The sequence below is a fragment of the Arenibacter flavimaris genome, from assembly GCF_030291335.1.
Taxonomy (GTDB): Bacteria; Bacteroidota; Bacteroidia; order Flavobacteriales; family Flavobacteriaceae; genus Arenibacter.
Genome location: NZ_JASWIM010000001.1, coordinates 458,136 through 483,420, shown reverse-complemented (window position 1 = coordinate 483,420; position 25,285 = coordinate 458,136). Strand labels below are relative to the sequence as shown.

Annotated in this window: 25 protein-coding genes and 1 tRNA gene; 13 read left to right on the top strand and 13 right to left on the bottom strand. The window is 39.8% G+C overall.

The genetic code is table 11. The features are described 5' to 3' along the window. From QSE00_RS01900 to QSE00_RS01885, 4 genes are all read right to left on the bottom strand, one after another. Window positions 1-465, bottom strand: a complete 465-nt coding sequence (locus QSE00_RS01900; protein ID WP_110354367.1) for an IPExxxVDY family protein — start codon at window positions 463-465, stop codon at window positions 1-3. Between the two features lie 175 nt (window positions 466-640). Beyond that, window positions 641-1,384: a ribonuclease III gene (gene rnc, locus QSE00_RS01895; protein WP_286104687.1), complete on the bottom strand. Its 744-nt coding sequence runs from the start codon at window positions 1,382-1,384 to the stop codon at window positions 641-643. Between the two features lie 8 nt (window positions 1,385-1,392). Continuing rightward, window positions 1,393-2,643, bottom strand: coding sequence for a beta-ketoacyl-ACP synthase II (fabF, locus tag QSE00_RS01890; protein ID WP_286104686.1), 1,251 nt, complete (start codon window positions 2,641-2,643; stop codon window positions 1,393-1,395). 111 nt (window positions 2,644-2,754) lie between these two features. Continuing rightward, window positions 2,755-2,988 (bottom strand): acyl carrier protein, encoded by a 234-nt coding sequence (locus QSE00_RS01885; RefSeq protein ID WP_008269813.1) that lies wholly within the window; start codon window positions 2,986-2,988, stop codon window positions 2,755-2,757. A 159-nt stretch (window positions 2,989-3,147) separates the two neighbouring features. Here QSE00_RS01885 and purN point away from each other — a divergent pair, with 159 nt between their 5' ends. The 4 genes from purN to QSE00_RS01865 all read left to right on the top strand — a co-directional run bounded on the left by purN (window position 3,148) and on the right by QSE00_RS01865 (window position 7,309). After that, window positions 3,148-3,717: a phosphoribosylglycinamide formyltransferase gene (gene purN / locus QSE00_RS01880; protein WP_286104685.1), complete on the top strand. Its 570-nt coding sequence runs from the start codon at window positions 3,148-3,150 to the stop codon at window positions 3,715-3,717. Continuing rightward, window positions 3,717-4,352, top strand: a complete 636-nt coding sequence (locus QSE00_RS01875; RefSeq protein WP_286104684.1) for a ribonuclease H family protein — start codon at window positions 3,717-3,719, stop codon at window positions 4,350-4,352. Before purN ends, QSE00_RS01875 begins: the two co-directional genes overlap by 1 nt. A gap of 87 nt (window positions 4,353-4,439) precedes the next feature. Continuing rightward, window positions 4,440-5,366 (top strand): PfkB family carbohydrate kinase, encoded by a 927-nt coding sequence (locus QSE00_RS01870; RefSeq protein ID WP_110354362.1) that lies wholly within the window; start codon window positions 4,440-4,442, stop codon window positions 5,364-5,366. Between the two features lie 44 nt (window positions 5,367-5,410). Continuing rightward, window positions 5,411-7,309 (top strand): amidophosphoribosyltransferase, encoded by a 1,899-nt coding sequence (locus QSE00_RS01865; RefSeq protein WP_110354361.1) that lies wholly within the window; start codon window positions 5,411-5,413, stop codon window positions 7,307-7,309. A 1,386-nt stretch (window positions 7,310-8,695) separates the two neighbouring features. Here QSE00_RS01865 and QSE00_RS01860 read toward each other — a convergent pair. Then, window positions 8,696-9,286 carry a carboxymuconolactone decarboxylase family protein gene (locus QSE00_RS01860; RefSeq protein WP_286104683.1) on the bottom strand — a complete coding sequence of 197 codons (591 nt, stop codon included), beginning with the start codon at window positions 9,284-9,286 and terminating at the stop codon, window positions 8,696-8,698. A 55-nt stretch (window positions 9,287-9,341) separates the two neighbouring features. Between QSE00_RS01860 and QSE00_RS01855 the strand changes: the two genes are divergently transcribed. Genes QSE00_RS01855 through recJ form a run of 3 tightly spaced genes read left to right on the top strand, consistent with a single transcriptional unit; the run spans window position 9,342 to window position 13,418 of the window. Continuing rightward, window positions 9,342-9,764 (top strand): OsmC family protein, encoded by a 423-nt coding sequence (locus QSE00_RS01855; RefSeq protein ID WP_110354780.1) that lies wholly within the window; start codon window positions 9,342-9,344, stop codon window positions 9,762-9,764. A gap of 19 nt (window positions 9,765-9,783) precedes the next feature. Next, on the top strand, window positions 9,784-11,694 hold the full coding sequence (locus tag QSE00_RS01850; protein ID WP_286104682.1) for a peptide-N-glycosidase F-related protein: 1,911 nt from the start codon (window positions 9,784-9,786) through the stop codon (window positions 11,692-11,694). 5 nt (window positions 11,695-11,699) lie between these two features. Next, window positions 11,700-13,418, top strand: coding sequence for a single-stranded-DNA-specific exonuclease RecJ (gene recJ / locus QSE00_RS01845; RefSeq protein ID WP_286104681.1), 1,719 nt, complete (start codon window positions 11,700-11,702; stop codon window positions 13,416-13,418). A 152-nt stretch (window positions 13,419-13,570) separates the two neighbouring features. Here the strand turns inward: recJ and QSE00_RS01840 are convergent, their stop codons facing one another. From QSE00_RS01840 to QSE00_RS01830, 3 genes are read right to left on the bottom strand one after another with little or no spacing between them, the layout of a single operon-like run. Then, the gene (locus tag QSE00_RS01840; protein WP_181422793.1) at window positions 13,571-14,347 is read right to left on the bottom strand and encodes a UDP-2,3-diacylglucosamine diphosphatase; all 777 of its coding nucleotides are present in this window, start codon (window positions 14,345-14,347) and stop codon (window positions 13,571-13,573) included. 11 nt (window positions 14,348-14,358) lie between these two features. Further along, window positions 14,359-14,808 carry a 6-pyruvoyl trahydropterin synthase family protein gene (locus QSE00_RS01835; protein ID WP_286104680.1) on the bottom strand — a complete coding sequence of 150 codons (450 nt, stop codon included), beginning with the start codon at window positions 14,806-14,808 and terminating at the stop codon, window positions 14,359-14,361. A gap of 40 nt (window positions 14,809-14,848) precedes the next feature. After that, window positions 14,849-16,057, bottom strand: coding sequence for a CehA/McbA family metallohydrolase domain-containing protein (locus QSE00_RS01830; RefSeq protein ID WP_286104679.1), 1,209 nt, complete (start codon window positions 16,055-16,057; stop codon window positions 14,849-14,851). A 196-nt stretch (window positions 16,058-16,253) separates the two neighbouring features. On the opposite strand from QSE00_RS01830, the gene QSE00_RS01825 reads away from it, so the two are divergent. Next, the gene (locus QSE00_RS01825; protein WP_286104678.1) at window positions 16,254-16,898 is read left to right on the top strand and encodes a 2OG-Fe(II) oxygenase; all 645 of its coding nucleotides are present in this window, start codon (window positions 16,254-16,256) and stop codon (window positions 16,896-16,898) included. Window positions 16,899-17,056: 158 nt separating this feature from the next. Here the strand turns inward: QSE00_RS01825 and QSE00_RS01820 are convergent, their stop codons facing one another. The 4 genes from QSE00_RS01820 to QSE00_RS01805 all read right to left on the bottom strand — a co-directional run bounded on the left by QSE00_RS01820 (window position 17,057) and on the right by QSE00_RS01805 (window position 20,305). Further along, complete coding sequence (locus QSE00_RS01820; protein ID WP_110354354.1) at window positions 17,057-17,533, bottom strand: DUF4199 domain-containing protein; 477 nt, start codon at window positions 17,531-17,533, stop codon at window positions 17,057-17,059. Window positions 17,534-17,536: 3 nt separating this feature from the next. Next, window positions 17,537-18,307 carry an enoyl-CoA hydratase/isomerase family protein gene (locus tag QSE00_RS01815; RefSeq protein WP_286104677.1) on the bottom strand — a complete coding sequence of 257 codons (771 nt, stop codon included), beginning with the start codon at window positions 18,305-18,307 and terminating at the stop codon, window positions 17,537-17,539. A 150-nt stretch (window positions 18,308-18,457) separates the two neighbouring features. Beyond that, the gene (locus QSE00_RS01810; protein ID WP_286104676.1) at window positions 18,458-19,792 is read right to left on the bottom strand and encodes an MATE family efflux transporter; all 1,335 of its coding nucleotides are present in this window, start codon (window positions 19,790-19,792) and stop codon (window positions 18,458-18,460) included. 12 nt (window positions 19,793-19,804) lie between these two features. Beyond that, the gene (locus QSE00_RS01805) at window positions 19,805-20,305 is read right to left on the bottom strand and encodes a GNAT family N-acetyltransferase (protein WP_110354351.1); all 501 of its coding nucleotides are present in this window, start codon (window positions 20,303-20,305) and stop codon (window positions 19,805-19,807) included. Window positions 20,306-20,566: 261 nt separating this feature from the next. Between QSE00_RS01805 and QSE00_RS01800 the strand changes: the two genes are divergently transcribed. Both QSE00_RS01800 and QSE00_RS01795 read left to right on the top strand, forming a co-directional pair. After that, a complete protein-coding gene (locus QSE00_RS01800) occupies window positions 20,567-21,364 on the top strand; it encodes a universal stress protein (RefSeq protein WP_110354350.1) in 798 nt (265 codons plus the stop codon). A 72-nt stretch (window positions 21,365-21,436) separates the two neighbouring features. Continuing rightward, window positions 21,437-21,513: transfer RNA gene (locus QSE00_RS01795), tRNA-Ala, on the top strand. A 329-nt stretch (window positions 21,514-21,842) separates the two neighbouring features. On the opposite strand, the gene QSE00_RS01790 is transcribed toward QSE00_RS01795, so the two are convergent. Continuing rightward, window positions 21,843-22,754, bottom strand: coding sequence for a helix-turn-helix domain-containing protein (locus tag QSE00_RS01790; RefSeq protein ID WP_286104674.1), 912 nt, complete (start codon window positions 22,752-22,754; stop codon window positions 21,843-21,845). 188 nt (window positions 22,755-22,942) lie between these two features. On the opposite strand from QSE00_RS01790, the gene QSE00_RS01785 reads away from it, so the two are divergent. From QSE00_RS01785 to QSE00_RS01775, 3 genes are read left to right on the top strand one after another with little or no spacing between them, the layout of a single operon-like run. Then, entirely contained in the window at window positions 22,943-23,680 is a 738-nt protein-coding gene (locus tag QSE00_RS01785; protein WP_286104673.1) for a carboxymuconolactone decarboxylase family protein, read from the top strand. Window positions 23,681-23,687: 7 nt separating this feature from the next. Next, the gene (locus QSE00_RS01780; protein ID WP_286104672.1) at window positions 23,688-24,752 is read left to right on the top strand and encodes an alpha/beta hydrolase; all 1,065 of its coding nucleotides are present in this window, start codon (window positions 23,688-23,690) and stop codon (window positions 24,750-24,752) included. After that, entirely contained in the window at window positions 24,749-25,234 is a 486-nt protein-coding gene (locus QSE00_RS01775) for a cupin domain-containing protein (protein ID WP_286104671.1), read from the top strand. Before QSE00_RS01780 ends, QSE00_RS01775 begins: the two co-directional genes overlap by 4 nt. Window positions 25,235-25,285 lie beyond the last annotated feature (51 nt).

Sequence of the window (25,285 nt, the reverse complement as noted above, 5' to 3'; positions counted from 1 at the left end):
TTAAAATATTAAATTATTTTTAGATTTTAGTTTACTTGCATCCACTAAATAGGCCGTGATGACCTTCGGGATAGTTAGTACAGACTTTAAAATTGTTTCTTCCACATCCAATTCGTCGTGTTCTATTTTTAAAAAATAGTCCACATCCTTATATTCAGGAACCAAATGATATTTTGTGAATGTTGGCTGATCCTGAAATAGGTTTCCTACACTAGACACTTCTTCCTTTACATCATTATTACTGACAAATGTGTAATTGCGATCATTTACTTCGTCTCTCCAATCAAAAATTGGGAAAGAGCCACTTTGCGATAAATCCAAATCGTTCACAGACCTCTTCAACTTCGTTTTAAGACAAGAATTAAGTGCGTATACCAGCATAAAATCTTCTATACTGCTGTGCAAAGCGATTAAAGTAAAGGTTTCTTCATAAAAATCTTCCGAAATTTTGTGTATCGCTGCCATACTTTCCGTGAAAGCCGTAAATATAGGATTAATAACGAAACTAGCCTATCCATTCCAAGTATAAAACGTTGTTCAGACTACGAAAACGTTGGAGTTTAATAAAATTTTAGAACCCTAAGCCAATTGTCCGGTTTTCTATCCAAATTTTAACATTGATCCGTTAATTTCCGGTTTTTCACTCATTGGATTTGTCCATTTTATCCTGTAAGGCAAAATAAGCTCTTTTGGAAGCCCGTTCTTCTGCCTTTTTTTTGGAGGTTGCCCTAGCTTTGGCCACAATTTTGCCCCCAATGGACAATTTAACGGCAAAATGTTTAACAACATCATTTCCCGTGTCCTCGTAAATATCGTAATTAAAGGATTTTTTTTGTTTTTGGCACCATTCTATTACCAAGCTTTTATAGCTTATAACCTTACCCTCCAATTGTTCAATGTCCACATAAGGTTCTATAATTCTTTTGTTTATAAACTTTTCACAGTATTTATACCCTCTATCCAAATAAATGGCCCCTACCAAAGCTTCAAAAACATTTCCGTGGATATTGTCGCCAAAGCGCGATTTAGGAATTCTACTCTCCACAAAATCGATTAGTCTAAGATCCTTCCCCAGTTCATTGAGGTGCTCCCTACTTACAATTTTAGATCTCATTTTGGTGAGGTATCCCTCGTCCCCGTCCGGAACAATACTGTATAAATGTTTGGAGATTATGGTTCCCAACATGGCATCCCCTAAAAATTCCAGACGCTCATAATTCATTGGGAAACCCGCTTTATCCTTCCTGTTGGCGGAACGATGTACGAACGCTTTTTGATAAACCTCTAGGTTTTTGGGCTTAAAACCCAAAATTTTTTTCATTCCCAAAAAAAAATCCCCATCCTTTTTTGAATGGGAATTAAATAAATTGGAAAGAGCGTTCATAATATGAATTAGCTAATTTTTTTAAAAATTACACATGCATTATGCCCCCCAAATCCGAAAGTATTGCTCAGTGCAACATTTACCTCTCTTTTTTGTGCCTTGTTAAGGGTAAGGTTTAATTTAGGGTCGATATTCTCATCTACCGTAGAATGGTTAATGGTTGGGGGTACCAAACCATGTTCCATGGCCAAAATGGAGGCAATGGCCTCAATGGCGCCTGCAGCACCTAAAAGATGCCCTGTCATAGATTTGGTAGAATTTATATTAATGTCGGGCGCATGCTTTCCAAAAACTTTGGATATGGCCTTTAATTCGGCTACATCACCTAAAGGTGTAGAGGTTCCATGGGTATTTATACTATCCACATCCTCTGGTATTAACCCTGCATCCTTTAAACAATTCTCCATTACACGTACCACCCCAATTCCATCCGGATGCGGTGCCGTCATATGATATGCATCACTGGACAGTCCACCACCAGCAACTTCGGCGTATATTTTAGCTCCTCTTGCCTTGGCATGCTCATATTCTTCAAGTATCAAAGCTCCCGCTCCTTCCCCAAGAACAAAACCGTCCCTTGTGGCATCAAAAGGTCTGGAAGCCGTTTCAGGGCTTTCATTACGAGTGGAAAGTGCATGCATTGCACCAAAACCTCCCATTCCGGCAATGGTTACCGCTGCCTCACTTCCCCCAGTGACCACCACATCACAATACCCCAAGCGAATAGTGTTCAAGGCATCGATAATAGCGTTGGCAGAGGATGCACAAGCCGATACTGTAGTGTAATTGGGACCCATAAAACCATGTTTTATAGAAATATGTCCAGGGGCAATATCCGCAATCATTTTTGGGATAAAGAACGGGTTAAACCGTGGTGTACCATCACCCGCCGCAAAATTTAGAACTTCGTTCTGAAAGGTTTCCAATCCCCCAATACCTGCTCCCCAGATTACTCCCGTCCGAAACTTATCTATCTTGTCAAGATCCAATCCTGAGTCCTTTATGGCCTCATCGGAAGAAATAAGCGCATATTGGGCAAACCTATCCAACTTACGGGCCTCTTTTCTATCAAAATAATCTTCGGCATTATAGTTCTTTAATTCGCATGCAAATTTTACTTTAAACTTCTCTGTATCATAATAAGTAATAGGGGCCGAACCACTTTTTCCGCTCTTCAGGCCTTCCCAATACTCTTCTATATTATTGCCAATAGGTGTCAAAGCCCCTAGACCAGTAACTACAACTCGCTTTAATTGCATTGAACTAAAATTTTGTTTAACTTCTTAAGTTAGGTGTAAATTAAAAAAAATTATCCATGCAGCGTCTTTACCACATGGATAATTTTGAAACTTGTTCAAGAAATCATAAAATTACTTGGCTTCTTCTATATAACTTATAGCTTGACCAACTGTAGCAATGTTTTCTGCTTGATCGTCCGGAATTTGAATATCAAATTCTTTTTCGAACTCCATTATCAACTCAACAGTATCCAATGAATCTGCCCCTAGGTCGTTGGTAAAGCTAGCCTCGGTTACAACTTCGTTCTCATCAACACCTAATTTATCTACGATGATAGCTTTTACTCTTGATGCAATGTCTGACATAATAATATCGGTTTTAAAAATTTAAATTGAAGGCAAAAATAAAAAACTTTGGTTTAATAACACTATTTGTCGTTAAAATGTGATGTAATTTAATAAAATTAAATACAAGAGTACTATTTTAGCCCAAAATAATTTTCTGCCATAACCCCAAAATAATACATGAAAAGGATTGTCCTATTTGCTTCCGGATCTGGTTCCAACGTTGAAAATATAGAGCAGTATTTTCGTAAAAACCTTGAGGTATCCATAAGCTGTGTGCTATCCAATAAAAAGGATGCCAAAGTTTTTGAAAGGTGTAACCGATTAAATTTGAGCGCCTTGTACTTCAACAGGCATTCCTTTTATGGTTCGGACTGCGTTCCAAACATCCTTAAATCCCTAAACCCAGACCTTATTGTTCTGGCAGGATTTCTGTGGAAAATTCCAGATAATCTTATAAGCAGTTTTCCCAATAAAATTATTAACATTCACCCCGCATTACTTCCCAAATACGGCGGTAAAGGAATGTACGGTATGCATGTACATGAAGCGGTAAAAAACAATAATGAAACGGAAACGGGCATAACCATTCATTATGTAAACGGGAATTATGACGAAGGAGCCATCATTAAACAGGCCAAGGTTGGTTTGGACCCTACCGACAGTCCGGCGATGATAGCCGAAAAGGTGCATCGTTTGGAATATGAGCATTTCCCTAAGGTGATAGAACAGGTTTTAATGGAAACATAATGGCCAAAAAAGATAAATTCTACACCGTTTGGAAAGGAAGTCGACCGGGAATATACACTAGCTGGAAAGACTGCAAAGCGGCCATCACCAACTACAAGGGGGCACAGTACAAATCGTTCACAACATTTGAGGCTGCAAAAAAGGCCTACAACGGCAAGTATGAAGATTATAAGGGCAAAAAAATTACTTCCTCCACGCTCAGCAAGGAACAAATTGATAAAATAGGTAAGCCCAATTACCATTCCATATCGGTAGATGCCGCCTCAAGTGGTAATCCAGGTATTATGGAATACCGAGGGGTAGATACCAAAACCAAAAAAGAGCTCTTTAAGCAAGGGCCGTTTAAGCAAGGCACCAATAATATAGGCGAGTTTTTGGCCCTGGTACATGGACTGGCTTTTTTGAAGCAACAGAATAGCGATAAAATAATTTATACGGATTCCAAAACGGCCATGAGCTGGGTCCGAAAAAAAAGCTGCAACTCCAAATTACCCGAGACCCCCGAAAACAAAGTGGTATTCGATTTGGTTAGGCGCGCCATTTCCTGGCTCGAAAAAAACACTTACAGCACAACCATAGTTAAATGGGAAACCAAGGCCTGGGGTGAAATTCCTGCCGATTTCGGAAGAAAATAGGAATATCATCATTTTTTAAAATTTGATTTCCAATGCTGTGGAATTGGCAGTTCAAAAACATATCTTTGCTGCAAATTTCGAAATTTAATGGGCAAACTTTTAATCGTAGGAACCGTTGCATTTGACGCTATAGAAACCCCTTTCGGCAAGACCGATAAAATTTTGGGAGGGGCAGCCACCTTTATTGGTTTGGCCGCTTCCCAATTTAAGGTGAAATCGGCCATTGTTTCTGTAGTAGGTGAAGATTTTCCGCAAGATTATTTGGATCTTTTAACCAAAAAAAATATAGATATCTCCGGCTTACAAGTCATTAAAGGTGGCAAAACCTTCTTTTGGAGCGGCAAATATCACAACGATCTTAATTCCAGGGATACCTTATCTACCGAACTGAACGTACTTGCCGACTTTGCCCCGGTAGTTCCCGACAATTTTAAGGACGCGGAGGTGTTGATGTTGGGGAATTTGCATCCAGACACCCAGCTGAGTGTAATTAATCAGATGGCAGAACGACCAAAGTTGATAGTATTGGATACCATGAACTTTTGGATGGACCATGCCCTTGAAGAGTTGAAGGAAGTTGTAAAACATATAGATGTAATCACCATTAACGATGAGGAAGCCAGACAGCTGACCGGAGAGCACTCCTTGGTAAAAGCGGCTGAAAAAATACAATTAATGGGCCCTAGATTTGTGGTGATTAAAAAAGGGGAGCACGGAGCTCTGCTATTTCATAAATCCCAGGTGTTTTTTGCACCAGCATTGCCATTGGAGGAAGTTTTTGATCCAACAGGTGCGGGAGATACTTTTGCAGGAGGTTTTGCCGGATATCTGGCGGAATCCAAAAACTTAAGTTTCAACAACTTGAAGAGTGCGGTTATACACGGTTCCAATTTGGCTTCCTTCTGTGTTGAACGTTTTGGAACCGAAAGAATGGAACAATTAGATAAGAAAGAGGTCAACAACAGGTTGCTCCAGTTTAAGGAGCTTACCCAATTTGATATTGAATTACAATAAATATATGCCCTAATTTTACAGGGCATTTTTAATTTAGAGCTACCATGAGCGACGCTATTAAGCATGAATGTGGAATTTCCCTGATTCGGTTATTGAAGCCGTTGGAATATTATCAAGAAAAGTACGGTTCTGCCTTTTACGGGGTAAACAAAATGTACTTGATGATGGAAAAACAGCATAACCGTGGCCAAGACGGTGCCGGGTTTGCCAGTATTAAGTTGGATATGGAGGCGGGCGAACGGTATATGAGCCGTGTACGATCCATAGACCAACAACCCATACAGGACATCTTTGCCCAAATAAATGACCGTATCAATACTTCATTCAAGGAAAATCCGGAATATATCAATGATGTAGCCAAACAAAAAAAGCATATTCCTTATATAGGGGAAGTACTTTTGGGTCACGTGCGATACGGAACCTTTGGCAAAAATAGCATTGAGAGTGTACATCCCTTTTTAAGACAAAACAATTGGATGCACCGAAACTTGATCGTTGCCGGAAATTTTAACATGACCAATGTCAACGAACTTTTTGACAACCTTGTACAAATTGGGCAACATCCCAAGGAAAAGGCCGATACCGTAACGGTCATGGAGAAAATTGGACATTTTCTGGACGATGCCGTTGCACAGCTCTATAAGGATATTAAAAAAGAAGGCTTTAACAAGAGAGAGGCCTCTCCATTGATCGCCGAAAGACTAAATGTTGCCAAGATATTAAGAAGGGCAGCCAAAAACTTTGACGGAGGTTATGCCATGGCCGGTCTTTTGGGACACGGTGATTCCTTTGTTCTAAGGGACCCTGCTGGAATTAGGCCTGCATATTACTACAAGGACGATGAAATAGCAGTGGTGGCGTCCGAAAGGCCGGCAATTCAGACTGTCTTCAACGTTAACTTTGAAGACGTTAAGGAATTGGATCCCGGGCACGCCATCATCATCAAAAAAAATGGCAAGGTCAAAATCAAGAAAATTTTAGAACCTACCGAAAGAAAAGCCTGTTCTTTTGAACGTATTTATTTCTCCAGAGGAAGTGATAAGGAAATTTATCAGGAAAGAAAAATGTTGGGGAAACTACTTTTCCCACTGATCCTGAAATCAATAGACAACGACATTAAAAATACCGTATTCTCATATATTCCCAATACTGCAGAAACTTCCTTTTTCGGAATGGTAATCGCGGCACAGAATTATATGAACAAGAAGAAGGAAGAGCAGATTCTTTCTATTGGCAGAAAAATTACACGGGAAGAATTACACGAGATTTTGGAAGTTAGGCCTAGGATAGAGAAAGTGGCCATAAAAGATGCCAAATTGCGGACCTTTATAACCCAGGATAGCAGTAGGGATGATTTGGTTGCACATGTCTATGATATCTCCTACGGATCTGTGAAGGAAAATGACAATTTGGTAATCATAGACGATAGCATCGTTAGAGGAACAACCCTTCAAAAGAGTATCCTTAGAATTTTGGACCGACTATTACCTAAAAAAATTATAGTGGTCTCTTCCGCACCACAAATCCGTTATCCTGATTGTTACGGAATAGATATGGCAAAACTGGAGGATTTTGTAGCATTTAAAGCGGCTTTGGCCCTTCATGAAGAAAGGAACTCAATGCACCTTGTGGAGGAAATCTACAAAAAATGTTTGCAACAAACCAACTCACAGGATTCTGAGGTTGTAAATTACGTTAAGGAATTTTATTCCCCTTTTACAGCAGATGAAATTTCCGATAAAATTGGGCAATTATTAAGTCCGCCCGATATCAAAGCACAAGTTCAGGTCATTTATCAAAATATTGAAAACTTACATGAGGCCTGTCCTAAAAATTTGGGAGATTGGTACTTTACCGGCAATTATCCTACTCCTGGGGGTAACAGGGTAGTAAACCGGGCATTTATTAACTTTTTCGAAGGTAAGAACGAACGCGCATACTAAGCATTTCATCGATGAAGGGTAGGTTTTTATGCACTTCATCGATGAAATACACTCTTTAACGTCTTTTTGATCAAAAACCTGCTGTGCACATGTACATTAGTAGTGCCATAGCATAAGTAGGTTAAGTTCATGGTAAGATTTGGGGCAAAAAAGGTGGAGACTTCTCCACCTTTTTTATTGGTACCAATCCTACATACAGCCCCCTCCGTATTACATCCTATATAAATTACTGTTTATCGAATAGGACGTATTTCAACTTATTAAAGAGACATTCATCTAAAACCTTTTTCCCGAAGCTTATATTACTATACTTTTGGAGGACCATAGCATAAGTAGGTTAAGTTCATGGTAAGATTTGGGGAAAAAGGTAGAGCTATGCTCTACCTTTTTATTTTTGGTCAAATCTGTAAAGATCAACTGTAATTTCCAATACCTTATTTGTGGATTCCAATAGGATCAGGAACAATTGTTGTGTTTATGAAAAAAAGGGATTAATTTGATCAGTCGTGTTTTTTTGAGCAACAGTTTTAATTAATAGGAGCAATTTAGTAAAACCAATGATTAAATTATTCTTTCATTTTACTCAAGTGGTTTTTATAGTTTTTTAATGGTTTTCGTGAATCTTCGATTTCTTTGCTTGTCCAATGAAACCGACCTAGGAGGTTCATGAATACCTTATTATAAAATAAAAAGGCAATGAATAAAACGAAACAAAAGAAAAGACCCTTCTTCGCTAGGTGGTCCCTAAAATCTCTGGATTTTAAAGACCGATGCCATGGCCTAAATTATTTCCAAGGCTTCAATAATTCTTAACGGCCATGCCATCTCCACGACGGAAGAAGAACGACCAAACCATAGACCTTGAGGGCAATGCCAAAGGTTTTTAATAACGGAAAATGACTTATCCCCACATGAAGGTTGACGCAACGAAAGGACTGGCCTATTTTCAATTTACTTAAGTGGTTATTATTGCCTGCCTTCGGCAGACAGGTTTTTTATAGGTTTTCGTGAATCTTCGATTTCGTCTTAAATCAAGTGGTTTTCACATTGGAAGGTGGAAGGCGTCCATAGAGCATTTCACCCAAGTGAAAGCGGCCTGGACGCCGGGGCAGTGGAAAGTGCGTAGATTTAAAGAAATTTAAAATCAGCCTAGCGTTTTTTGGTTCGTTTTTTGGGCGATGCAAAAAATGAACAGAACACAAAAATGAGATAGTAGATTATTTCTTTTTCTAATTCACACACAACTTTTGGGATTGATCCTTCCAATAGCCTCACATAGCGCCATAAAAGTGTACAAACTATTCCGTAAAATAGCCAGCCCGGACCTTCGAAAGTCGATTTGGAATTGATATAAAGCCATCTACATCGCAACAAATAATATTTCCCCTAAATGTGCTTTCCCTTTTCCCATCCATATTTTTCAAGATACTGCTCACCACTCTCTATTGCACCCTCCTCCAAGCTGGTAGCCATGGTATCGTTCCAACGATTTAAAAAGCCGAACAAGGAAATAACCCCCAGCATTTCCACAATCTCTCCTTCGTCCCAATACTTATACAGAGCCTTCTCAATTTTCGGATTCATGGTATTAGGTATTTGGGAAGCCGCCAATGCAAAGTCTAGCGCTGCCCGTTCTGCCTCTGAGAATGCAGAATGTGTCCTGTATTCCCATATATTATCCAGTTGTTCCTGTTCCGCCCCATATCGTTCTGCAGCACGTATAGCATGTGCTTGGCAATAACGACATCCGGTGGCGTTACTGCTTACCCAGGCCATCATTCTTTTCAATGCGGAACTAACCCTCCCTTCATTTGTCATCACCGCCATATTCAAATTTATAAAAGCCTTGGAAATAGCAGGCCGATGTTGCATCGTCAATACAGAATTGGGACAGAAACCCAACGTTTCATTAAAAAATTCGGCCAACTTTTTAGTATCGGCATCATGTTCGGAATCTAAGGGAGCTACAAGGGACATGGTTCGTGAATTATGTGTATTTTTGGCCTATAAAAGTAACGAAAAAAACACCTCCATGACAAATCAAATCACTACCAAATGGCTTGGTAATATGGCCTTTGAAAGCAATAATCCCTCAGGGAACAACCTAGTTATAGATGTAGCACCTGAAAATGGGGGAGAAGGTATGGGCTATAGACCAAAAGCACTCATGCTGACCGCTCTAGCCGGTTGTTCGGGACTGGATGTGGCCTCCCTTATTAAAAAAATGAAATTGGAGGTTGAAGAGTTTAAAATTGAAACTATTGCCAACCTAACGGAGGAGGACCCCAAATACTATGATAAGGTGTCAATAGAATATCATTTTAAAGGCATCAACCTGAATGAAAAAAAATTGCAGCGTGCAGTTGACCTTTCCGTTGAAAAATATTGTGGAGTAATGGAAATGTTCCGACACTTCTCAAAATTGGAGATCAAAACATATTTCAATAAAGAATAATTACGCTTACCATTTTCCCATGACCAAAAAAGTACTATTCCTATTAAGTGGTTTCTTATGGCCCCTTCAAAATGTTCAAGCCCAAAATACGGAAAACATTATTTCCCACAATCAGGAAACCATTGTTACCGATCCCTCAAAGGGGGAAAACAGTTATAAGCGATGGACTACCTTTCCTTCCAAGGATAAGGAAATAAGACAAATTTGGCTAAATCTTACTTTTGAGTGCCCGGACAATATGCGCTGCGCGGATTGGGATTATGTGGACCACATTAAAGTGAGACCAAAAAATGACACGATCAGTTATGAGATTGCCAGAATGCTGACCCCATATGGAGGAAGATTTCAAGAAGATTGGCGATTTGACTGGAAGGTGGACATTACCGATTTTAGCCCCATTTTAAGGGATAGCCTAGAAGTAGATTATATACATACAGGCTACGAAGACAATAAAAGCCGCGGATGGAAAGTTACCGTAGATTTTGAAATTACCTACGGAACACCTGTTGCCGAGCAACTGGCCTTACATAAAATCTACGATGGCAATTACAGCTATGGGGATAAAAGCAACCCTATAGAAAATCACCTGCAACCCATATCCCTAAAGGCCCACACCAAATCCACTTTCGGTAAAGTAAAAATTCATCAGACAGGACACGGAATGGATGCCAATGGTTGTGGGGAATTTTGTGACAAATACCGGGAAATTCTGAACAACGGCAATGTGATCGATAGAAAACAATTATGGATGGAATGTGGAGATAATCCTTTATATCCACAAGCCGGAACCTGGATCTTTGACCGCGCCAATTGGTGCCCCGGTTATTTACTACAGCCAGATGAAGTGGAATTTAAGCTAAATGCGGGTAAGGAATATACCATTGATCTCAATATGGAGCCCTATGAAACGGAAAAGCCCAGTGCCAAGGAGCTTTTAGTTGCCTATGTATTGGAATATGGAGAAATAAATGCAGAAAATGACGTTAGTTTAGTGGATATAATATCTCCTTCCAATGAGAAAATCCATAGTAGAAAAAATGAAACGGGAGCTTTAGCGGTTATCCGGATAAAAAATAATGGCAAGGACAATTTGAAATCCTTTGTGGTCAAGTATTACTTGGAAGGGCAAAAGCCTAAAAAATATAATTGGAATGGCAATGTGCCATTTGGGGAAACTGCCTTACTAACATTACCTGAAGAAATAGTCGGTGATAAAGAATCGGCCCGCTTTTTTGTGGAATTAAAAAGGCCGAATGGCAAAAGGGATGGATTTATAGCGGATAACACCAAGAGTTCGGTCTACACCAGACCCAATATTTTACCGGAATCCTCTATTATTTATTTTAAGACCAACAACAAACCGGGACAGAATTCCTATTCCGTTTCCAATAGCTTTGGAAAAGAGGTGTTTAAAAGGGATAGTTTGGAACTTAAACCAAATACCGTGTATTTGGACACCCTAACGCTACAGGAGGGTAACTATACATTTAAGATAACCGACAAGGGAGGAGATGGACTTGAGTTTTGGTTCAAGGCAAAAGATGGTAATGGAAGCGTTAAACTTTTGGATACCTTAGGGCAGGCCATAAAACATTTCAATTCCGACTTCGGGAGCCATATAATTTATAACTTTAGGGTAAAACCCGGTGTTGGCTATCATTTGGACAACGAACCGTCCATTAACATGTTCCCGGCAAGAACCCAGGGCCCGGTAACGTTGGATTATTTTGCCAACCACGAAAAAGATGTACAGGTCATTATTACCCAGCAAGAGGATGAGAGCAAAATAGTGGAGACCCATACTTATTTAGGTTTTAAAAAAGGTATTTTTACTTACGACCTCTCTTATTTGCCCAAAATGCGCTACTATCTCAAAGTTGTTGTTGATGGCCAAGAAGTATTCAAAAATAGAATTAGGCTAAAGGAGTAATTACCATGCGATGGACCATTAAACCAAAACCCGAACAAGCACAAATAGATGCTTTGGCAACTGTGTTAAATGTGGAGGATTTGGTTGCGCAACTATTATTGCAGCGGGGTATAGCCAACTACGATGATGCCAAAAGGTTTTTCAGGCCCCAGCTTTCCCATCTTCATGATCCCTTCCTAATGAAGGATATGGACAAGGCTGTGGAACGGATCGAAAAGGCTATAGCCCAAGAGGAAAATATTTTGATTTATGGGGACTATGACGTGGATGGAACTACAGCGGTAGCCCTGGTATCCTCCTACTTGGAAAGTTCGTATTCCAACATAGCCACCTATATTCCGGATCGCTACAGTGAGGGCTATGGAGTCTCCTTTAAAGGTATTGATTTTGCCGAGGACAATGGGTTTTCCTTAATAATTGCTCTGGATTGTGGTGTTAAGGCCATTGACAAGGTTGAATATGCCAAAGAAAAAGGCATCGATTTTATTATATGTGACCACCATAGACCTGGAAATACATTACCCGATGCGGTAGCTGTATTGGATGCCAAAAGAGCGGATTGCTCCTATCCTTATGATGAATTGTGCGGTTGTGGGGTGGGGTTTAAATTGATTCAGGCATTGGGAAGCAGAAAAGGGGAAACTATTGAGGATTTAGTTCCCTATCTCGATTTGGTGGCCACAGCCATAGGTGCGGATATTGTCCCTATTACCGGAGAAAATAGGGTGTTGGCCTATTGGGGACTTCAAGTAATCAATCAAGACCCTAGAGCCGGATTCAAGGCTATCATCAATCAGATAAAAAAACAGGTACTTACCATTACCGATGTAGTTTTTATAATTGCACCACGTATTAATGCAGCAGGAAGAATGGAGCACGGGCAACACGCCGTTAATCTGCTAAAGGAAACCGATTTGGAACGTGCCCAATTTTTTGCCACCGAAATAGAGAAATACAACACAGACCGAAGAAACCTGGACCAGATCATTGCCCAAGAGGCACTGCTACAGATCCAAGAAAACAAAGAAGAAGAAGGTTTTACTTCGGTCGTATATAATGAAACCTGGCATAAAGGGGTGATAGGAATTGTAGCCTCGCGCCTCATTGAAACCTATTACAGGCCCACTTTGGTCTTTACAAAGAGCGGCAATAAATTAGCGGCCTCGGCCAGATCTATTAAAGGTTTCGACGTTTATGAGGCCTTGGAAGGTTGTTCGGATATCATTGAACAGTTTGGCGGGCATATGTATGCTGCCGGACTCACCTTACTTGAAGAAAATTACGAAGCCTTTAAATCCAAATTTGAGGAGGTGGTTGCCAACACCATGGATCCAAAGCTGATGTCTCCAGAAATTATGGTGGATGCAATTATCGGCTTGGATCAAATTACTCCGAAATTAATGCGCATCATTAAACAATTTGCTCCTTTTGGTCCAGGAAATATGACCCCTGTCTTCATGACAGAAAATCTAAACGATACTGGTTATGCAAAAGTAGTTGGCCAAGAAGGAAAACATTTAAAATGTAAACTTTTTGACAAGAATAATGGCTCCAAGAGGTCGGCAATTGACGCGATCGGATTTAATTTGGGCAAACATTTACCTACAGTATCAAGTAAGACCGTTAGTGCTGTTTTTACAATGGATGAAAACGAATGGCAAGGTAAAATAGCCCTTCAAATGAAGTTAAAGGACCTAAAAGAACACAATAGTTATCATATTTAATTTATTGATGCCTGTTGGGCATCAATAAAAAACAACTTTAACAGGCCCAAACTACAAAATATAGTAGCCCATTCCTTACTTTTTGAGCGTGCAGTAAGATAGGTTAAAAATATTGCGATCTTTCTGGGGTGTTTTATATAATCCGTTCCGTTTCAGCTCTGGGAAGGATCAAATTTTTTAAGGGACAAGCTAGAACCGTCAAACTCGCCATAAGTGAAATAGGAAATCCAATCCCCCAAATTTACGTAGGTAGATTTTTCGTTTAAAGGTATTTCCAATGGCAGGTGCCGATGTCCAAAAACAAAATAATCATAGTGCTGCTGCTCCAGTTTTCTCCTGCAGTACAATACTAGCCATTCGTTCTCCTCACCCAAAAATTTTATATCCTCATCGCCGGAAATCATTTTGTTCTTCACTGAAAGATACTGGGCCAATTTTACCCCAAAATCTGGATGCAACCAATTGTAAAGCCATTTGGATACTGGGTTGGTGAATACCTTTTTCATCCGTTTGTATCCCTTGTCCCCAGGTCCTAGACCATCCCCATGCCCAATTAAAAACAACTTTCCGTTGAGAAGAAAGGATTGAGGTTGGTGATAAACAGGAATATTCAGCTCCTCTTCAAAATAGCCGTTCATCCATAAATCATGGTTCCCCACAAAATAGTACACCGGAATGCCCGAATCTGTGATTTCCGCCAATTTCCCAAAGGTACGGGTAAAGCCTTTGGGCACTACCGTTTTGTATTCGAACCAAAAATCAAATAGATCCCCTAGGAGAAAAATAGCGGCAGCATCTTCTTTAATAGTATCCAACCACGCTACAAACTTCTTTTCCCTTGGAAAACTAAGCTCCTTGCTAGGAGCCCCCAAATGATTATCACTGGAAAAGTAGATTTTTTTGCCCGCGGGAACATCAATAGTTTTCATCCAGGGCCTTTTTAATTATCTGAAGCATACCATTCCGCAAAAGAAGAGTCGGTTTCTTGAAGCTTTAAAGAATGTAGGCTGATATTTTTTGGCAACCTGGCCCTAATTCTATCTGCAAAATCCAAAACCATATTTTCACTGGTAGGTTGATAGTCGGCCAGTATTACATTGTGCCCCCTATCCATTAGTTCCTGGGCCAATTCCACATGCGGGGTATTTTTATTAAAAACCGTAGCGTGATCAAATTGGTCCACAATCTCCTCCTTCACAATTTTCTTTAAATCGCCAAAATCGATAACCATTCCCAGTTTTACGTGGGCAGTATCGGTAATAGGCCTCCCAATTACCGTTACGGAAAGCTTATAACTATGGCCATGTACATTTCTACATTTACCATCATAACCGAACAAGGCATGTCCAGTTTCAAAATTAAACTGTTTGGTAATACGAATGTTGCCCATATTATTTATTTGGACTGCAAAGGTAATTTATTCTACGAAACTAATCGTTTAGATAAGGCTGGGTCCAAGCAGTTTCGTATTTTATATCCTCTATAGGGTTTTCCTGTAGCTTGGTAGAAGTAATTTTGCTCCTTACAAAGAGTATGTCATCCGTAATCTCAAAATTGGTGGCACTGCCTTCCACAGTCTTTAATTCCTTGACCTCCGTCTCCCCTTTTAGACAGCCAAGAAAGGTTATGGTATAGTTGACCCCTGCTTCCGGTTCCACTTCCACCTTTATATTCTTATCGTCAATGTCCAAGGTTTTAAGGGTAACCCCTGTGGTGGAATAAAAATCGCCCCTTTCCATGGCCTCTATCAATGCCGGAGCCGATAAGGTATCGGACTTCACCACTACCCATCCCCTTCCGGAATTGCTCCATTTTCTGCCCCATTTATGGTAACTATGGGAATCATCGGTCGCCAATCCATACATCAGGGGCTTTCTGGCCGCTATATAGGATATGTTGATCTGATCCCACATTTCCTCAGTAGAAATATGGGTGGAATCTCCCATATTGTGCACCGCGGGATGTCCGTTGTACACTTCAAAAAAGCGCTCTCCCTTCAACGATATCATATCTTCAAGGCTTATGCTGTAATAAAAATTGGGGTGATTAATGTGCGGCATAATAGGAACTCCCGTTTCTTTCCTTTGTTTAAGTACTGCATCCAAGTTGTTTTGCATTACTTCAGAAATACTATTCCCTCCCTGGGGGTCTATTTTTTCCTGAATATTTGTAGCGTTCATATGTACATGCTTACCCTCGAACCTATCCGTTATTTCTTCCGAATGAATAACCAAAAATTCCTCGGGTTTTTCAAAAAGATCCCTATACTCGGCATAGGTCTTTAACTTTACATGTACTTTTCCAGAGTCCGTTTTATAATCTACCCAATCCTCCCCATAGGTTGCCAAATAGTTCTTAAAGCTATTCTGATAAATAGAATCTTCCCTAACCTGTACCCATTTTTCTTCCATAGAAATAGTATTATGGTCCGATAAGGCTATAAATTGGTAATCGTTGGACCTGTACCAATCCAAAATAGTCTCAGGAAACTCATCCCCATCGCTCCAAAAGGAATGGGTATGTAAATTCCCTTTATACCATTTTTTATTTGTAGCTTCTTTGGTACTTTTATTTTTATCACCGCAACTTCCGATCAAAAAGGTTAAAATCAATACAATACAAGGTAAAATATGTCTCATTTTTAGGTTTGTTTGGAAATTAAAGCACAAAAGTTACTGAAAATGTATTAAAAATCAGGGATTAAGTCAATAATCAACAATAAATATGACAATTATATAATATTTCGGTTCGGGACAATTAAGATCCACTTTACACACTGTGTGAAACCAATTGCATTTTGGTCTATTTTTGTCCGATTTTTAAATTCAAACCAACTTGGCCGAACTATTTGAACAACTGGAGTTTAAGGAGAATCCACTTTTTGAAAAAGTGATAGAGGATATCCTGTTGCAGAAATACAGTATTGTGGACGAATTTTTCTCGCAGGAAGATGTAGCCCAATTGCGGGATTCCCTACTGACCAAATATGAAGAGGACCAGTTTAAAAAAGCAGCGATCGGGAATCGTGCCAACTCATTGATTATAAAGGCCATCCGCGGTGATTTTATCCTATGGATGGATGAAAGCAGTAAGGATGTCCTGGAACAACAATTTTTTCTAAAGATTAATGAATTGGCCAATTATCTGAACAAGACCTGTTTTATGGGAATCCTGTTCAAAGAATTCCACTATGCCATCTATCCTGAAGGTACTTTTTACAAAAGACATTTGGATACCTTTCAAAATGACGATAGGCGTAAACTCTCCATGGTGTGTTATCTAAATGAACCAGACTGGAAGCCGGAAAAAGATGGAGGGGAATTGGTCCTATACTTACCTAGGGAAAATGGTGAAGAGGCAAAACATATTACCCCCTTTCCGGGAAGGGTCGTTATTTTTGAAAGTCAGGAATTGGAGCACGAGGTAAAACCTGCCCATCGCGAACGCCTGAGTATTACTGGCTGGTTAAAGACCAGGTAACCAACTTATCTTTTATATCTTCTATTGTTTCTAATTCGATTTACGAAATATACCACCAATAAAACCAAGGCTAGTAAGGGGAAAACAAAGTTCCCGTTTAAAAACGATAAAATATCCATTGCAAAAGTTTAAAATAATAAAACGGTGAACCTTACCAGTTATTGCTTCTTTACAAAAAACGCCACGATCGCCGATGTAACGATTCCCATGGTCAATGCACCAAAAAGACTTTGAAGTATATAGCTTTTCAAATTAAAATAGCTCTCCGCGGCCTCTTGATCCATTTTTCCCGAATCCACCACAAAATTAATGATATTTGTAAAATATTCCGGAGTAATGTAGGTATTGGTAATATATTGGGTTAGCGGACTTATCAAGGCGATGATCACACTTAAAATAATACCACTGATAAATCCCTGTTTCCAATTCATTTTACCATTATAATCCACTTTTCTTTTGTCCAATAAGGCCAATACATATACTGCAATGGCTATAGCGGCAAAAAAATTGGTATAAATGGCGTGCTTTTCAATTAGTACATCGTGCCACCCCATAGATTTCTCAAAGACCATCCAAAGTAGGGTAGCCAATGCAAAAATAATGGCCCATTTAATTTCAATACGGAACTTGCTCATAATCTATTTATTTTTAAATTTATCCAATGCTTTCTTAGTTTCTTCAGAGATTGCCAAACGCCCTGTAATTTCTGCCCGGTTGGTTAGTAAGGTCTCCCAATGCCCGGTCCCTTCCCAAAGTACTTTTTTCCATTCCTCCAAAGCCTCCGGATTATACTTGGCCAATTTTTCAGTAAATATTTCCAGCTCCCTATCCATTTCTTCCTGTTTATCAAACACCTTGGAAAACAACCCCTTTTCCTGTGCCCAATACGCAGTTTTCCATTCATTGGGAGAAAGCGAGAGTTCAGACAGTGCGGCAACCCCAATTTTTCGTTGAACCGCTGGTGCAATCACCAAGGGTGCAATGCCTATGCTTAGTTCGGATAAGCGCATAGAGGCGGCCTCAACGGCAAATACATAATCGCAGGCAGAAATAATTCCAACCCCGCCACCAACGGCCTTACCCTGCACCCTTCCCACGATAAGCTTTTTACAGGTCCGCATGGCATTGATAAGGTGTGCAAATCCGCTGAAGAGTATTTTCCCCTTGGACAAATTGTCCACTTCCATTAATTCATCAAAGGAAGCCCCGGCACAGAAAGCCCTATCCCCTTCAGATTTCAATACAATTACAGATACCTCCGTATTATTGGATAATTCCAACAAAGTATCTGTGAGTCTTTCCAATAGTTCCAATACAAATGAATTACTGGCAGGGTGTCCAAATTCTACCGTGGCAACCCTATTTACAATATTGGTATATAAACTTCCATTTGATCGGGTAGTGCCCATTTTGTTATAGTTTGTTGTTATTATTCCCAAATTTTTTTCCCGTGTTCCACATCTATGGACTAAAAGACTAGATGCCCCAAATACAAAGTCTATCTGTACCTCAGCTTTTTACCCTTTGTAAAATACAAATCTTAGGGTAGTATTTCAAATTTACACGTTTTGAAGAAGCGGGCGAAACTTTCGCCTAAATTTCCATACCAAAGCCCCACCCCTTATTATCATCCAAAGGGTAAAAGCAATCCAGATTCCATAAAGGCCCCATCCCAGGAACTTACCAAGGAAAAGCACAGGAACAAAACCAAGGAAAGTAGCCGTCAATAAGACATTTCTAAGGTATTTCATTTCTCCCAAACCTTTAAAAAGTCCGTCGAACACAAATGCCACCATATTCATTGGAATTCCAAGAATAAGGATAAAAAATATGGAATAGAAAGCTTGCAATACCGTTATGTCATTTGAAAATATACGGCCAATAGGCCTATAGAACAGGAAACCCATAGAAGCAAGTATCAAACTAATAACAAAACCGTACAACATTATCTTTTTTGCCAATTCCCAGAGTCCGTCGTAATTTTTGGCCCCCAATAGCTTACCGCCCATAATATTCCCGGCGGCACCATAGCCATCAATAAAAAAAGCAGAAAAAAGCCAAAGGTTTATAGCAATGGTATGTGCCCCAATATATCTGTCCCCCAAAGCGGTTGCCTCCCTTACCGCCAAAATCAGGGCAATGTTTAAGGCCAGTGCCCTTACAAAGAGATTCAAACTCATGACCACCAACCTACCCAATTCCGGATGAAGGGGAAATGTAAGGGCCAAACTGATATCTGTTTTCGTAATCAGCAGTACAAATGCCATTAAAGCCATAATACCTTGGGCAATTAAACTGGCCCAAGCCGCCCCTTCCAAATACATAGGGGTAATTATCCCTTCCACGCCATAAACCAAAATAAAATCCAATACTATATTTAAAACAGCCCCCGTAATGGCGATCAACATAGGGTAATAGGTATTCTGTAAACCTCTAAAAATGCCCATAACAGCAAATACAAATAGGGTTAGCGGAAAACCCCAGACCCGTATGGAATAATAAGAAATACAGAGTTCCAGAATTTTGCCGGAGGCGTTGAGCAAAACAAATATTTCCTCCACTACAAAAACCGTGGAAAGGAGGATCACAATACTTAGCAGAATGTTTAAGAATATGGCTTGTGCCGGCAGCGTTTTGACCCTTTCCAACTTCCCAGCACCCAAATATTGGGAAATTATAGCAGAGATGGCACTACGCGTCTGACCTAATATCCAAATCAACATGGACAAAAATGAACCTACTATTCCGGCTGCCGCCAAGGATTCCATCCCATCTTGGGGTATGTTGCCTACAATGGCCGTATCGGTTATGGAAAGAATTGGTTCGGCTATACCAGCAATAGTAGCGGGAATGGCCAGGTTATTAATCGTTTTAAAATTTATTGGGGTCTTCAAAAACAGAATATTTTATAAAATTAATTCATAACAGTAAAAGGGAAACCTACTTTGTTTGGTGAAATAGATATCCCCAACAGCCTTGTAACCCCGTGCCCGATATAATTTATTATTGCGGCCATTTTTACTGAAAGTATCAAGCCTAACAGAAATAAACCCACCTTTACGGGCATAATCCTCTGCGAAATCCATTAATTCCTTGGCATAACCCTTTTTTTGTTCTTGCGGATCCACTGCCAAACGGTGAATATAAATATTGTTTTTATTGGGCGTTAACCAGCTAATTGAATCATATTCTTTATCCATGTGCGTAGACACTACAATTGTTCCAATTATTTTATCATTTTCCTCCAAAACATAAAGTTCCTTGCGGGCAACATCCTTTTCAAAGGCTTCCCTTGAAGGATAAAACTCGTTCCATTGATAAATGCCCTGATCAATCATGCTTTTTGAGCAGGCCTGTGTAATAGTAAGAATATCGGGAATTTCCAATAACTTTGCCAATCGAATCATGCACGGTTCAATTTAATTTGTAAATTTATGCTATTCATGAACAATTGAATTATTAATAGGGAAAGAATTACCCTATTTACGATAACCAAAATGTTGAATTTCGCCATGTCTGACCAACAAACAAATAGAGGCGTTTAAAACAATTAATACTGAACTTATGAAATGGGCCATGACAGTTTTGGATGCTTACCGAAATGATTGATATGGCCAATTATTCCCGATAGTTATAGGGATGACCAATAATTAAACAAATTTAAACCGATGAAAAATATCCTAGTTCCAATTGGAACCTCTGAAAATGCCCATGAAACCTTACAGTATGCGGTTGATTTCGCTACCGAATTTAACGCCAATATTTATGTAATGGAAGTATTTAGTGTAAGTTCCAGTGCCAGCAGTTTGGCCAATATTAGGGAAAAACTTGATGAACGTACCAAGGAGCACATGAAAGGGGTTATTGACAAGGTGAATGCGAGGAATATTAATATAAAGATAGCTACCTACAACGGTGACATTGTTGATGGACTTAAAGATATTGATAGGGATTTAGGGATTGATCTGATCATTTTGGCACCAAGAAGTAATGACATCCAAGAAGAATATTATCTAGGAAACACCTCCGGAAAAATTGTAAAACAAACAGATATACCTACCCTTATTGTACCAAAAGGGACTGTTTTTAAACCGTTTAAAACAATATTGACAGCCTTTAAATCGGGAGTATTAAAGCAGAAGAGTATTTTAAACCCCTTGGTTGAAATTAAGAAAAAATTCGAATCCAAAGTGAGTCTTTTATTTGTAAAGACCCCGGGCTATACCAAGGATGATCTTAAAATAAACATGTCTTTAATGGGTCTAAGTTCTGAACTTACCCAATCTGAAAACCCATCTACCTATTTAGGGGTATTACAGCATTTTGAGGCCAAACATCCGGACTTATTATGTGTATTTAGGAGAAAAAGGGGATTCTTTAAAAAATTATGGGAACGGAACACTATTCTTAAATCGGAATTTTATGCCCCGGTACCTGTTTTGGTCCTAAGTGTAAAGAAAGACTAAGAAATTTGGAATTAGCTGAAATTGTGCTTTGATTATGTTGGAAAAAGTATTTTCTTTGCGGCAGCCAAATTTGGGGGATTAGCTCAGCTGGCTAGAGCGCTTGCCTGGCAGGCAAGAGGTCACCGGTTCGACTCCGGTATTCTCCACCAAGTTTTATAGGGCTTCAAGAGTTTTTGACTTTTGAAGCTTTTTTAATTTGCACGCAATTTGCACGCAAAACAGATTATTATTTAAGCTTGGTACAAATTGGCTTAATTTGATATTTCTTCACTATCACATTCGGTAATTTAAGTCCCATAAAAGGTTAATTAACGAAACTACCAAAAGAGAACACAAATGGGACACTATGGGAATAAGTCTTGTGATTTTATAAAGTAGTCCCTTTAAAAGGCCGTTTTAAGGGACTCATTGTTTGTTATAGTGGTTCCAATGTAATAGAATTTGTTTTCTGTACGCCTTATTCGAAACTAATCAAAACTCAATTCAGCGTCCGAAACTCACTTGGCGAATGCCCTACCCGTTGTTTAAAGAGCCTTGTAAAATGCTGTGGATATTTAAATCCAAGTTCATAGGCAATCTCACTTACCGATTTATTGGGGTCGAATACCCGTTCTTTAGCCTCTTCGATCAATTTGTTCTGAATGTATTCCTGAGCGGACTTCCCTGTCTCTTTTTTAACCAAATCCCCAAAATAATTGGAAGATAAATGCAACTGGTCGGCAAAATACCCCACCGAAGGTGTACCGTGTTTTTGAGGTTTATCAGATTTGAAATAGGTGTTCAATAAATCGTTAAACTTTTCCAAAGAACCTTGGTTTTCCAGTTCACGGGTCAGGAATTGGCGGTCATAGAAACGCACACAATAATTCAAAAAGAGTTCGATGTTAGCAACTATCAATTTTTTGCTGTGCTTATCTATGGTTTGTTCCAATTCAAATTGAATCTTTTCCAACAAACTCAAAATCACTTTTCGTTCTTTGGCCGAAAGGTGAAGGGCCTCATTGCTTGAATAGGAGAAAAAACTGTAGCTATGTATTTTCTTCCCCAGTTCTGTGCCCAACAACAAATCGGGATGAAATAGCATCGCATATCCCTTGGGTACGTAATCCGGAGCGAAACCGCTTAGTTCGATGGTCTGGTCTGGAGCCATAAAGACAAGGGTCCCCTCATCATAATCATAGGGTTTGCCCCCATAATGCATTTTGCATCCCTTGGCATCCTTCAAGAAAATAGCATAGCAGTTATAATGGAAGGCATCATAATCTTTGTTCTCATAGCCTTCCTTGTTTACGTCCTCAAAATCAACAATACCCACCAAAGGGTGCAACACCTCTTGTTTTCTCAAATTAAGGTAATCCCCTACGGTATCGATGTACAGTACATTTTTCATTGACCTCTAATTTTTGTTAAAGATAAGCCATTGATTACCAGTAATTCAAACGGTTATTGTAAAATCCGTAATAGTGGTAGGTATATCCGTAATTTGGGTAAGCCATTTAGGTTTTTATCCTACTACTTTTGTGTAGAACTTAAACGGCCAATAAAAATAGCTTAAAATAGAAATCAATAGTTAAAAAGATGAAACAGCTGAAAACAATTGTTCTTACGATAATGACTACCGTGTTTCTTGGAGTTACCAACAACATGATGGCACAATCCGATACTGGCAGTGCTATGAACTTGGATACAAAACAAAGTGCTATTATTTCAATTGCTTCACTGACTGCGAAAGGCGATTTGGAGAAACTGGAAACGGCTTTGGTGGATGGTCTGGAAGCAAACTTGACCATAAACGAAATCAAGGAGGTCATGGTGCATCTGTATGCCTACTGCGGATTTCCACGGAGCCTACGGGGATTACGGACTTTTATCAAAGTATTGGACGAACGCAAGGCAAAGGGTATTGAGGACCCAACAGGTGCGGAAGCTTCCCCTATTGAGGATTCGCAATCCAAATACAATCGGGGCAAAGCGAATCTGGAAGCATTGGTAAATATGGAGTTGGATGGCCCACCGGCCGACTATGCACAGTTCACCCCCATTATTGAAGTCTTTTTGAAAGAACATCTGTTTGCCGATATTTTCGATCGGGACATTTTGGACTATCAGCAAAGAGAACTGGTCACGGTTTCCGTTCTGGCAACGATCGGCGGAGTAGAACCCATGCTGCGTTCGCATATGAACATCTGTTTGATACAGGGCATCACACCGGAACAATTAAAGGAATTGGTCCATGTGGTCGGAAAAAATGTAGATCAGACAAAAATCGAATCGGCCAAAAAAGTATTGAACGAATTATTGGAATCTAAAAAATAGTAAGGAAATGAAATATATAGGATTATTTATTTTAATGAATATGCTAGCATTAAATCAGACGATTACGGCACAAAGCGAGAAAAACCCCTTTACCTTGGTATATGAGGGAGCAATAACAGAAAATGTAGATGGAAAAGTCAACATACATCCTGTTACGTACAAACTAAACGGATTGCAAATTGCGGCAAACGTTTATACTCCTGCCAATTACAATGATGCCGAGAAATATCCAACGGTAGTCGTCGCCCATCCTAACGGTGGGGTAAAAGAGCAGGTAGCTGGTCTGTACGCGCAGCGATTGGCGGAAGAAGGCTATATTACCATTGCGGCCGATGCCGCTTATCAGGGTGCCAGTGGCGGTATCCCACGCAACGTGGACATCCCTCAAAACCGAATTGAGGATATTCACGGTATGGCGGATTTTATTTCCCAATACCCCGGGGTCGATAAGGCCGAACTCGGTCTACTGGGCATCTGTGGCGGGGGTGGTTATTCCTTAAAGGCGACCCAGTCCGACAAACGGTTTAAAGCTGTTGCAACATTAAGTATGTTCAATTCGGGCGTGGTTCGCCGAAACGGATTTATGAACTCACAATTGAATACTATCCAAGAACGATTGAAGCAAGCATCGGATGCAAGAGCTCAAGAAACTGGCGGAGGAGAAATAATATACGCGGCAAATGGCCCTATGGTTACAGATGAAGAAGCTTTGGACAAAATTCCATTTGACCTCTATCGTGAAGGGTATTTGTACTACGGAAAAACCCACGCACATCCGAATTCGACTTTCCGTTATACGATGAGCAGTTTATTGTATTTAATGACATTTGACGCAGCTTCGAATATGGATTTGATAGACCAACCCCTATTAATGATTGCAGGGAGTAAAGCGGATACCTATTATATGACTGATGAAGCTTTCAAAAAAGCCACCCACGCAAAAACCAAAGAATTATTCCTTATTGAAGGTGCATCGCATATAGAAACCTATTGGAAGCCTGATTATGTGAATCAAGCAGTAAACAAATTGGTGGACTTTTACCAAAACAATCTTTTAACCACGAACCTATGAACGGCAAAAATCTTTTAGCGATTATATTGATCGGAACGCTGATATTTTCCTGTAAACAAGCAGCCGATAAAAATCAGGCCATCGATGCATATACACAACAAGAATTGATTTTCCCGAAAGGGGAAAAAGTCACGAACAACAATTTCATTGGCGATGTTTGGGTGCACATGCAAGTGAGGGCCGATAGTGTGAACCAAAATTCGGTTGGAACCGTAACGTTTGATCCCGGGGCAAGGTCCAATTGGCATTCGCATCCCAACGGACAAATTATAATGGCTTTGGATGGCGAAGGCTACTATCAGGAAAAGGGAAGTGCGAAAAAAATCCTTTATAAAGGCGATGTGGTCAAATGCCCTGCAAATACTCCTCATTGGCACGGGGCAAGTGCCGATACCGAGTTTATCCAAGTTGCCATAACAAGCCGTGTCGACGGACCTACGGAATGGCTTGAAGCCGTTACCGATGAAGAATACATGAATTAGAAATCGATAAAAACAAATGAAACACTCAAAAGCAACAATTCTATCCATTGG

Coding starts and splice junctions, on each gene's coding strand:
- QSE00_RS01900 (WP_110354367.1), bottom strand. CDS start 465: ATGGCAGCGATACACAAAATTTCGGAAGATTTTTATGAAGAAACCTTT.
- rnc (WP_286104687.1), bottom strand. CDS start 1,384: ATGAACGCTCTTTCCAATTTATTTAATTCCCATTCAAAAAAGGATGGG.
- fabF (WP_286104686.1), bottom strand. CDS start 2,643: ATGCAATTAAAGCGAGTTGTAGTTACTGGTCTAGGGGCTTTGACACCT.
- QSE00_RS01885 (WP_008269813.1), bottom strand. CDS start 2,988: ATGTCAGACATTGCATCAAGAGTAAAAGCTATCATCGTAGATAAATTA.
- purN (WP_286104685.1), top strand. CDS start 3,148: ATGAAAAGGATTGTCCTATTTGCTTCCGGATCTGGTTCCAACGTTGAA.
- QSE00_RS01875 (WP_286104684.1), top strand. CDS start 3,717: ATGGCCAAAAAAGATAAATTCTACACCGTTTGGAAAGGAAGTCGACCG.
- QSE00_RS01870 (WP_110354362.1), top strand. CDS start 4,440: ATGGGCAAACTTTTAATCGTAGGAACCGTTGCATTTGACGCTATAGAA.
- QSE00_RS01865 (WP_110354361.1), top strand. CDS start 5,411: ATGAGCGACGCTATTAAGCATGAATGTGGAATTTCCCTGATTCGGTTA.
- QSE00_RS01860 (WP_286104683.1), bottom strand. CDS start 9,286: ATGTCCCTTGTAGCTCCCTTAGATTCCGAACATGATGCCGATACTAAA.
- QSE00_RS01855 (WP_110354780.1), top strand. CDS start 9,342: ATGACAAATCAAATCACTACCAAATGGCTTGGTAATATGGCCTTTGAA.
- QSE00_RS01850 (WP_286104682.1), top strand. CDS start 9,784: ATGACCAAAAAAGTACTATTCCTATTAAGTGGTTTCTTATGGCCCCTT.
- recJ (WP_286104681.1), top strand. CDS start 11,700: ATGCGATGGACCATTAAACCAAAACCCGAACAAGCACAAATAGATGCT.
- QSE00_RS01840 (WP_181422793.1), bottom strand. CDS start 14,347: ATGAAAACTATTGATGTTCCCGCGGGCAAAAAAATCTACTTTTCCAGT.
- QSE00_RS01835 (WP_286104680.1), bottom strand. CDS start 14,808: ATGGGCAACATTCGTATTACCAAACAGTTTAATTTTGAAACTGGACAT.
- QSE00_RS01830 (WP_286104679.1), bottom strand. CDS start 16,057: ATGAGACATATTTTACCTTGTATTGTATTGATTTTAACCTTTTTGATC.
- QSE00_RS01820 (WP_110354354.1), bottom strand. CDS start 17,533: ATGAGCAAGTTCCGTATTGAAATTAAATGGGCCATTATTTTTGCATTG.
- QSE00_RS01815 (WP_286104677.1), bottom strand. CDS start 18,307: ATGGGCACTACCCGATCAAATGGAAGTTTATATACCAATATTGTAAAT.
- QSE00_RS01805 (WP_110354351.1), bottom strand. CDS start 20,305: ATGATTCGATTGGCAAAGTTATTGGAAATTCCCGATATTCTTACTATT.
- QSE00_RS01800 (WP_110354350.1), top strand. CDS start 20,567: ATGAAAAATATCCTAGTTCCAATTGGAACCTCTGAAAATGCCCATGAA.
- QSE00_RS01790 (WP_286104674.1), bottom strand. CDS start 22,754: ATGAAAAATGTACTGTACATCGATACCGTAGGGGATTACCTTAATTTG.
- QSE00_RS01785 (WP_286104673.1), top strand. CDS start 22,943: ATGAAACAGCTGAAAACAATTGTTCTTACGATAATGACTACCGTGTTT.
- QSE00_RS01780 (WP_286104672.1), top strand. CDS start 23,688: ATGAAATATATAGGATTATTTATTTTAATGAATATGCTAGCATTAAAT.
- QSE00_RS01775 (WP_286104671.1), top strand. CDS start 24,749: ATGAACGGCAAAAATCTTTTAGCGATTATATTGATCGGAACGCTGATA.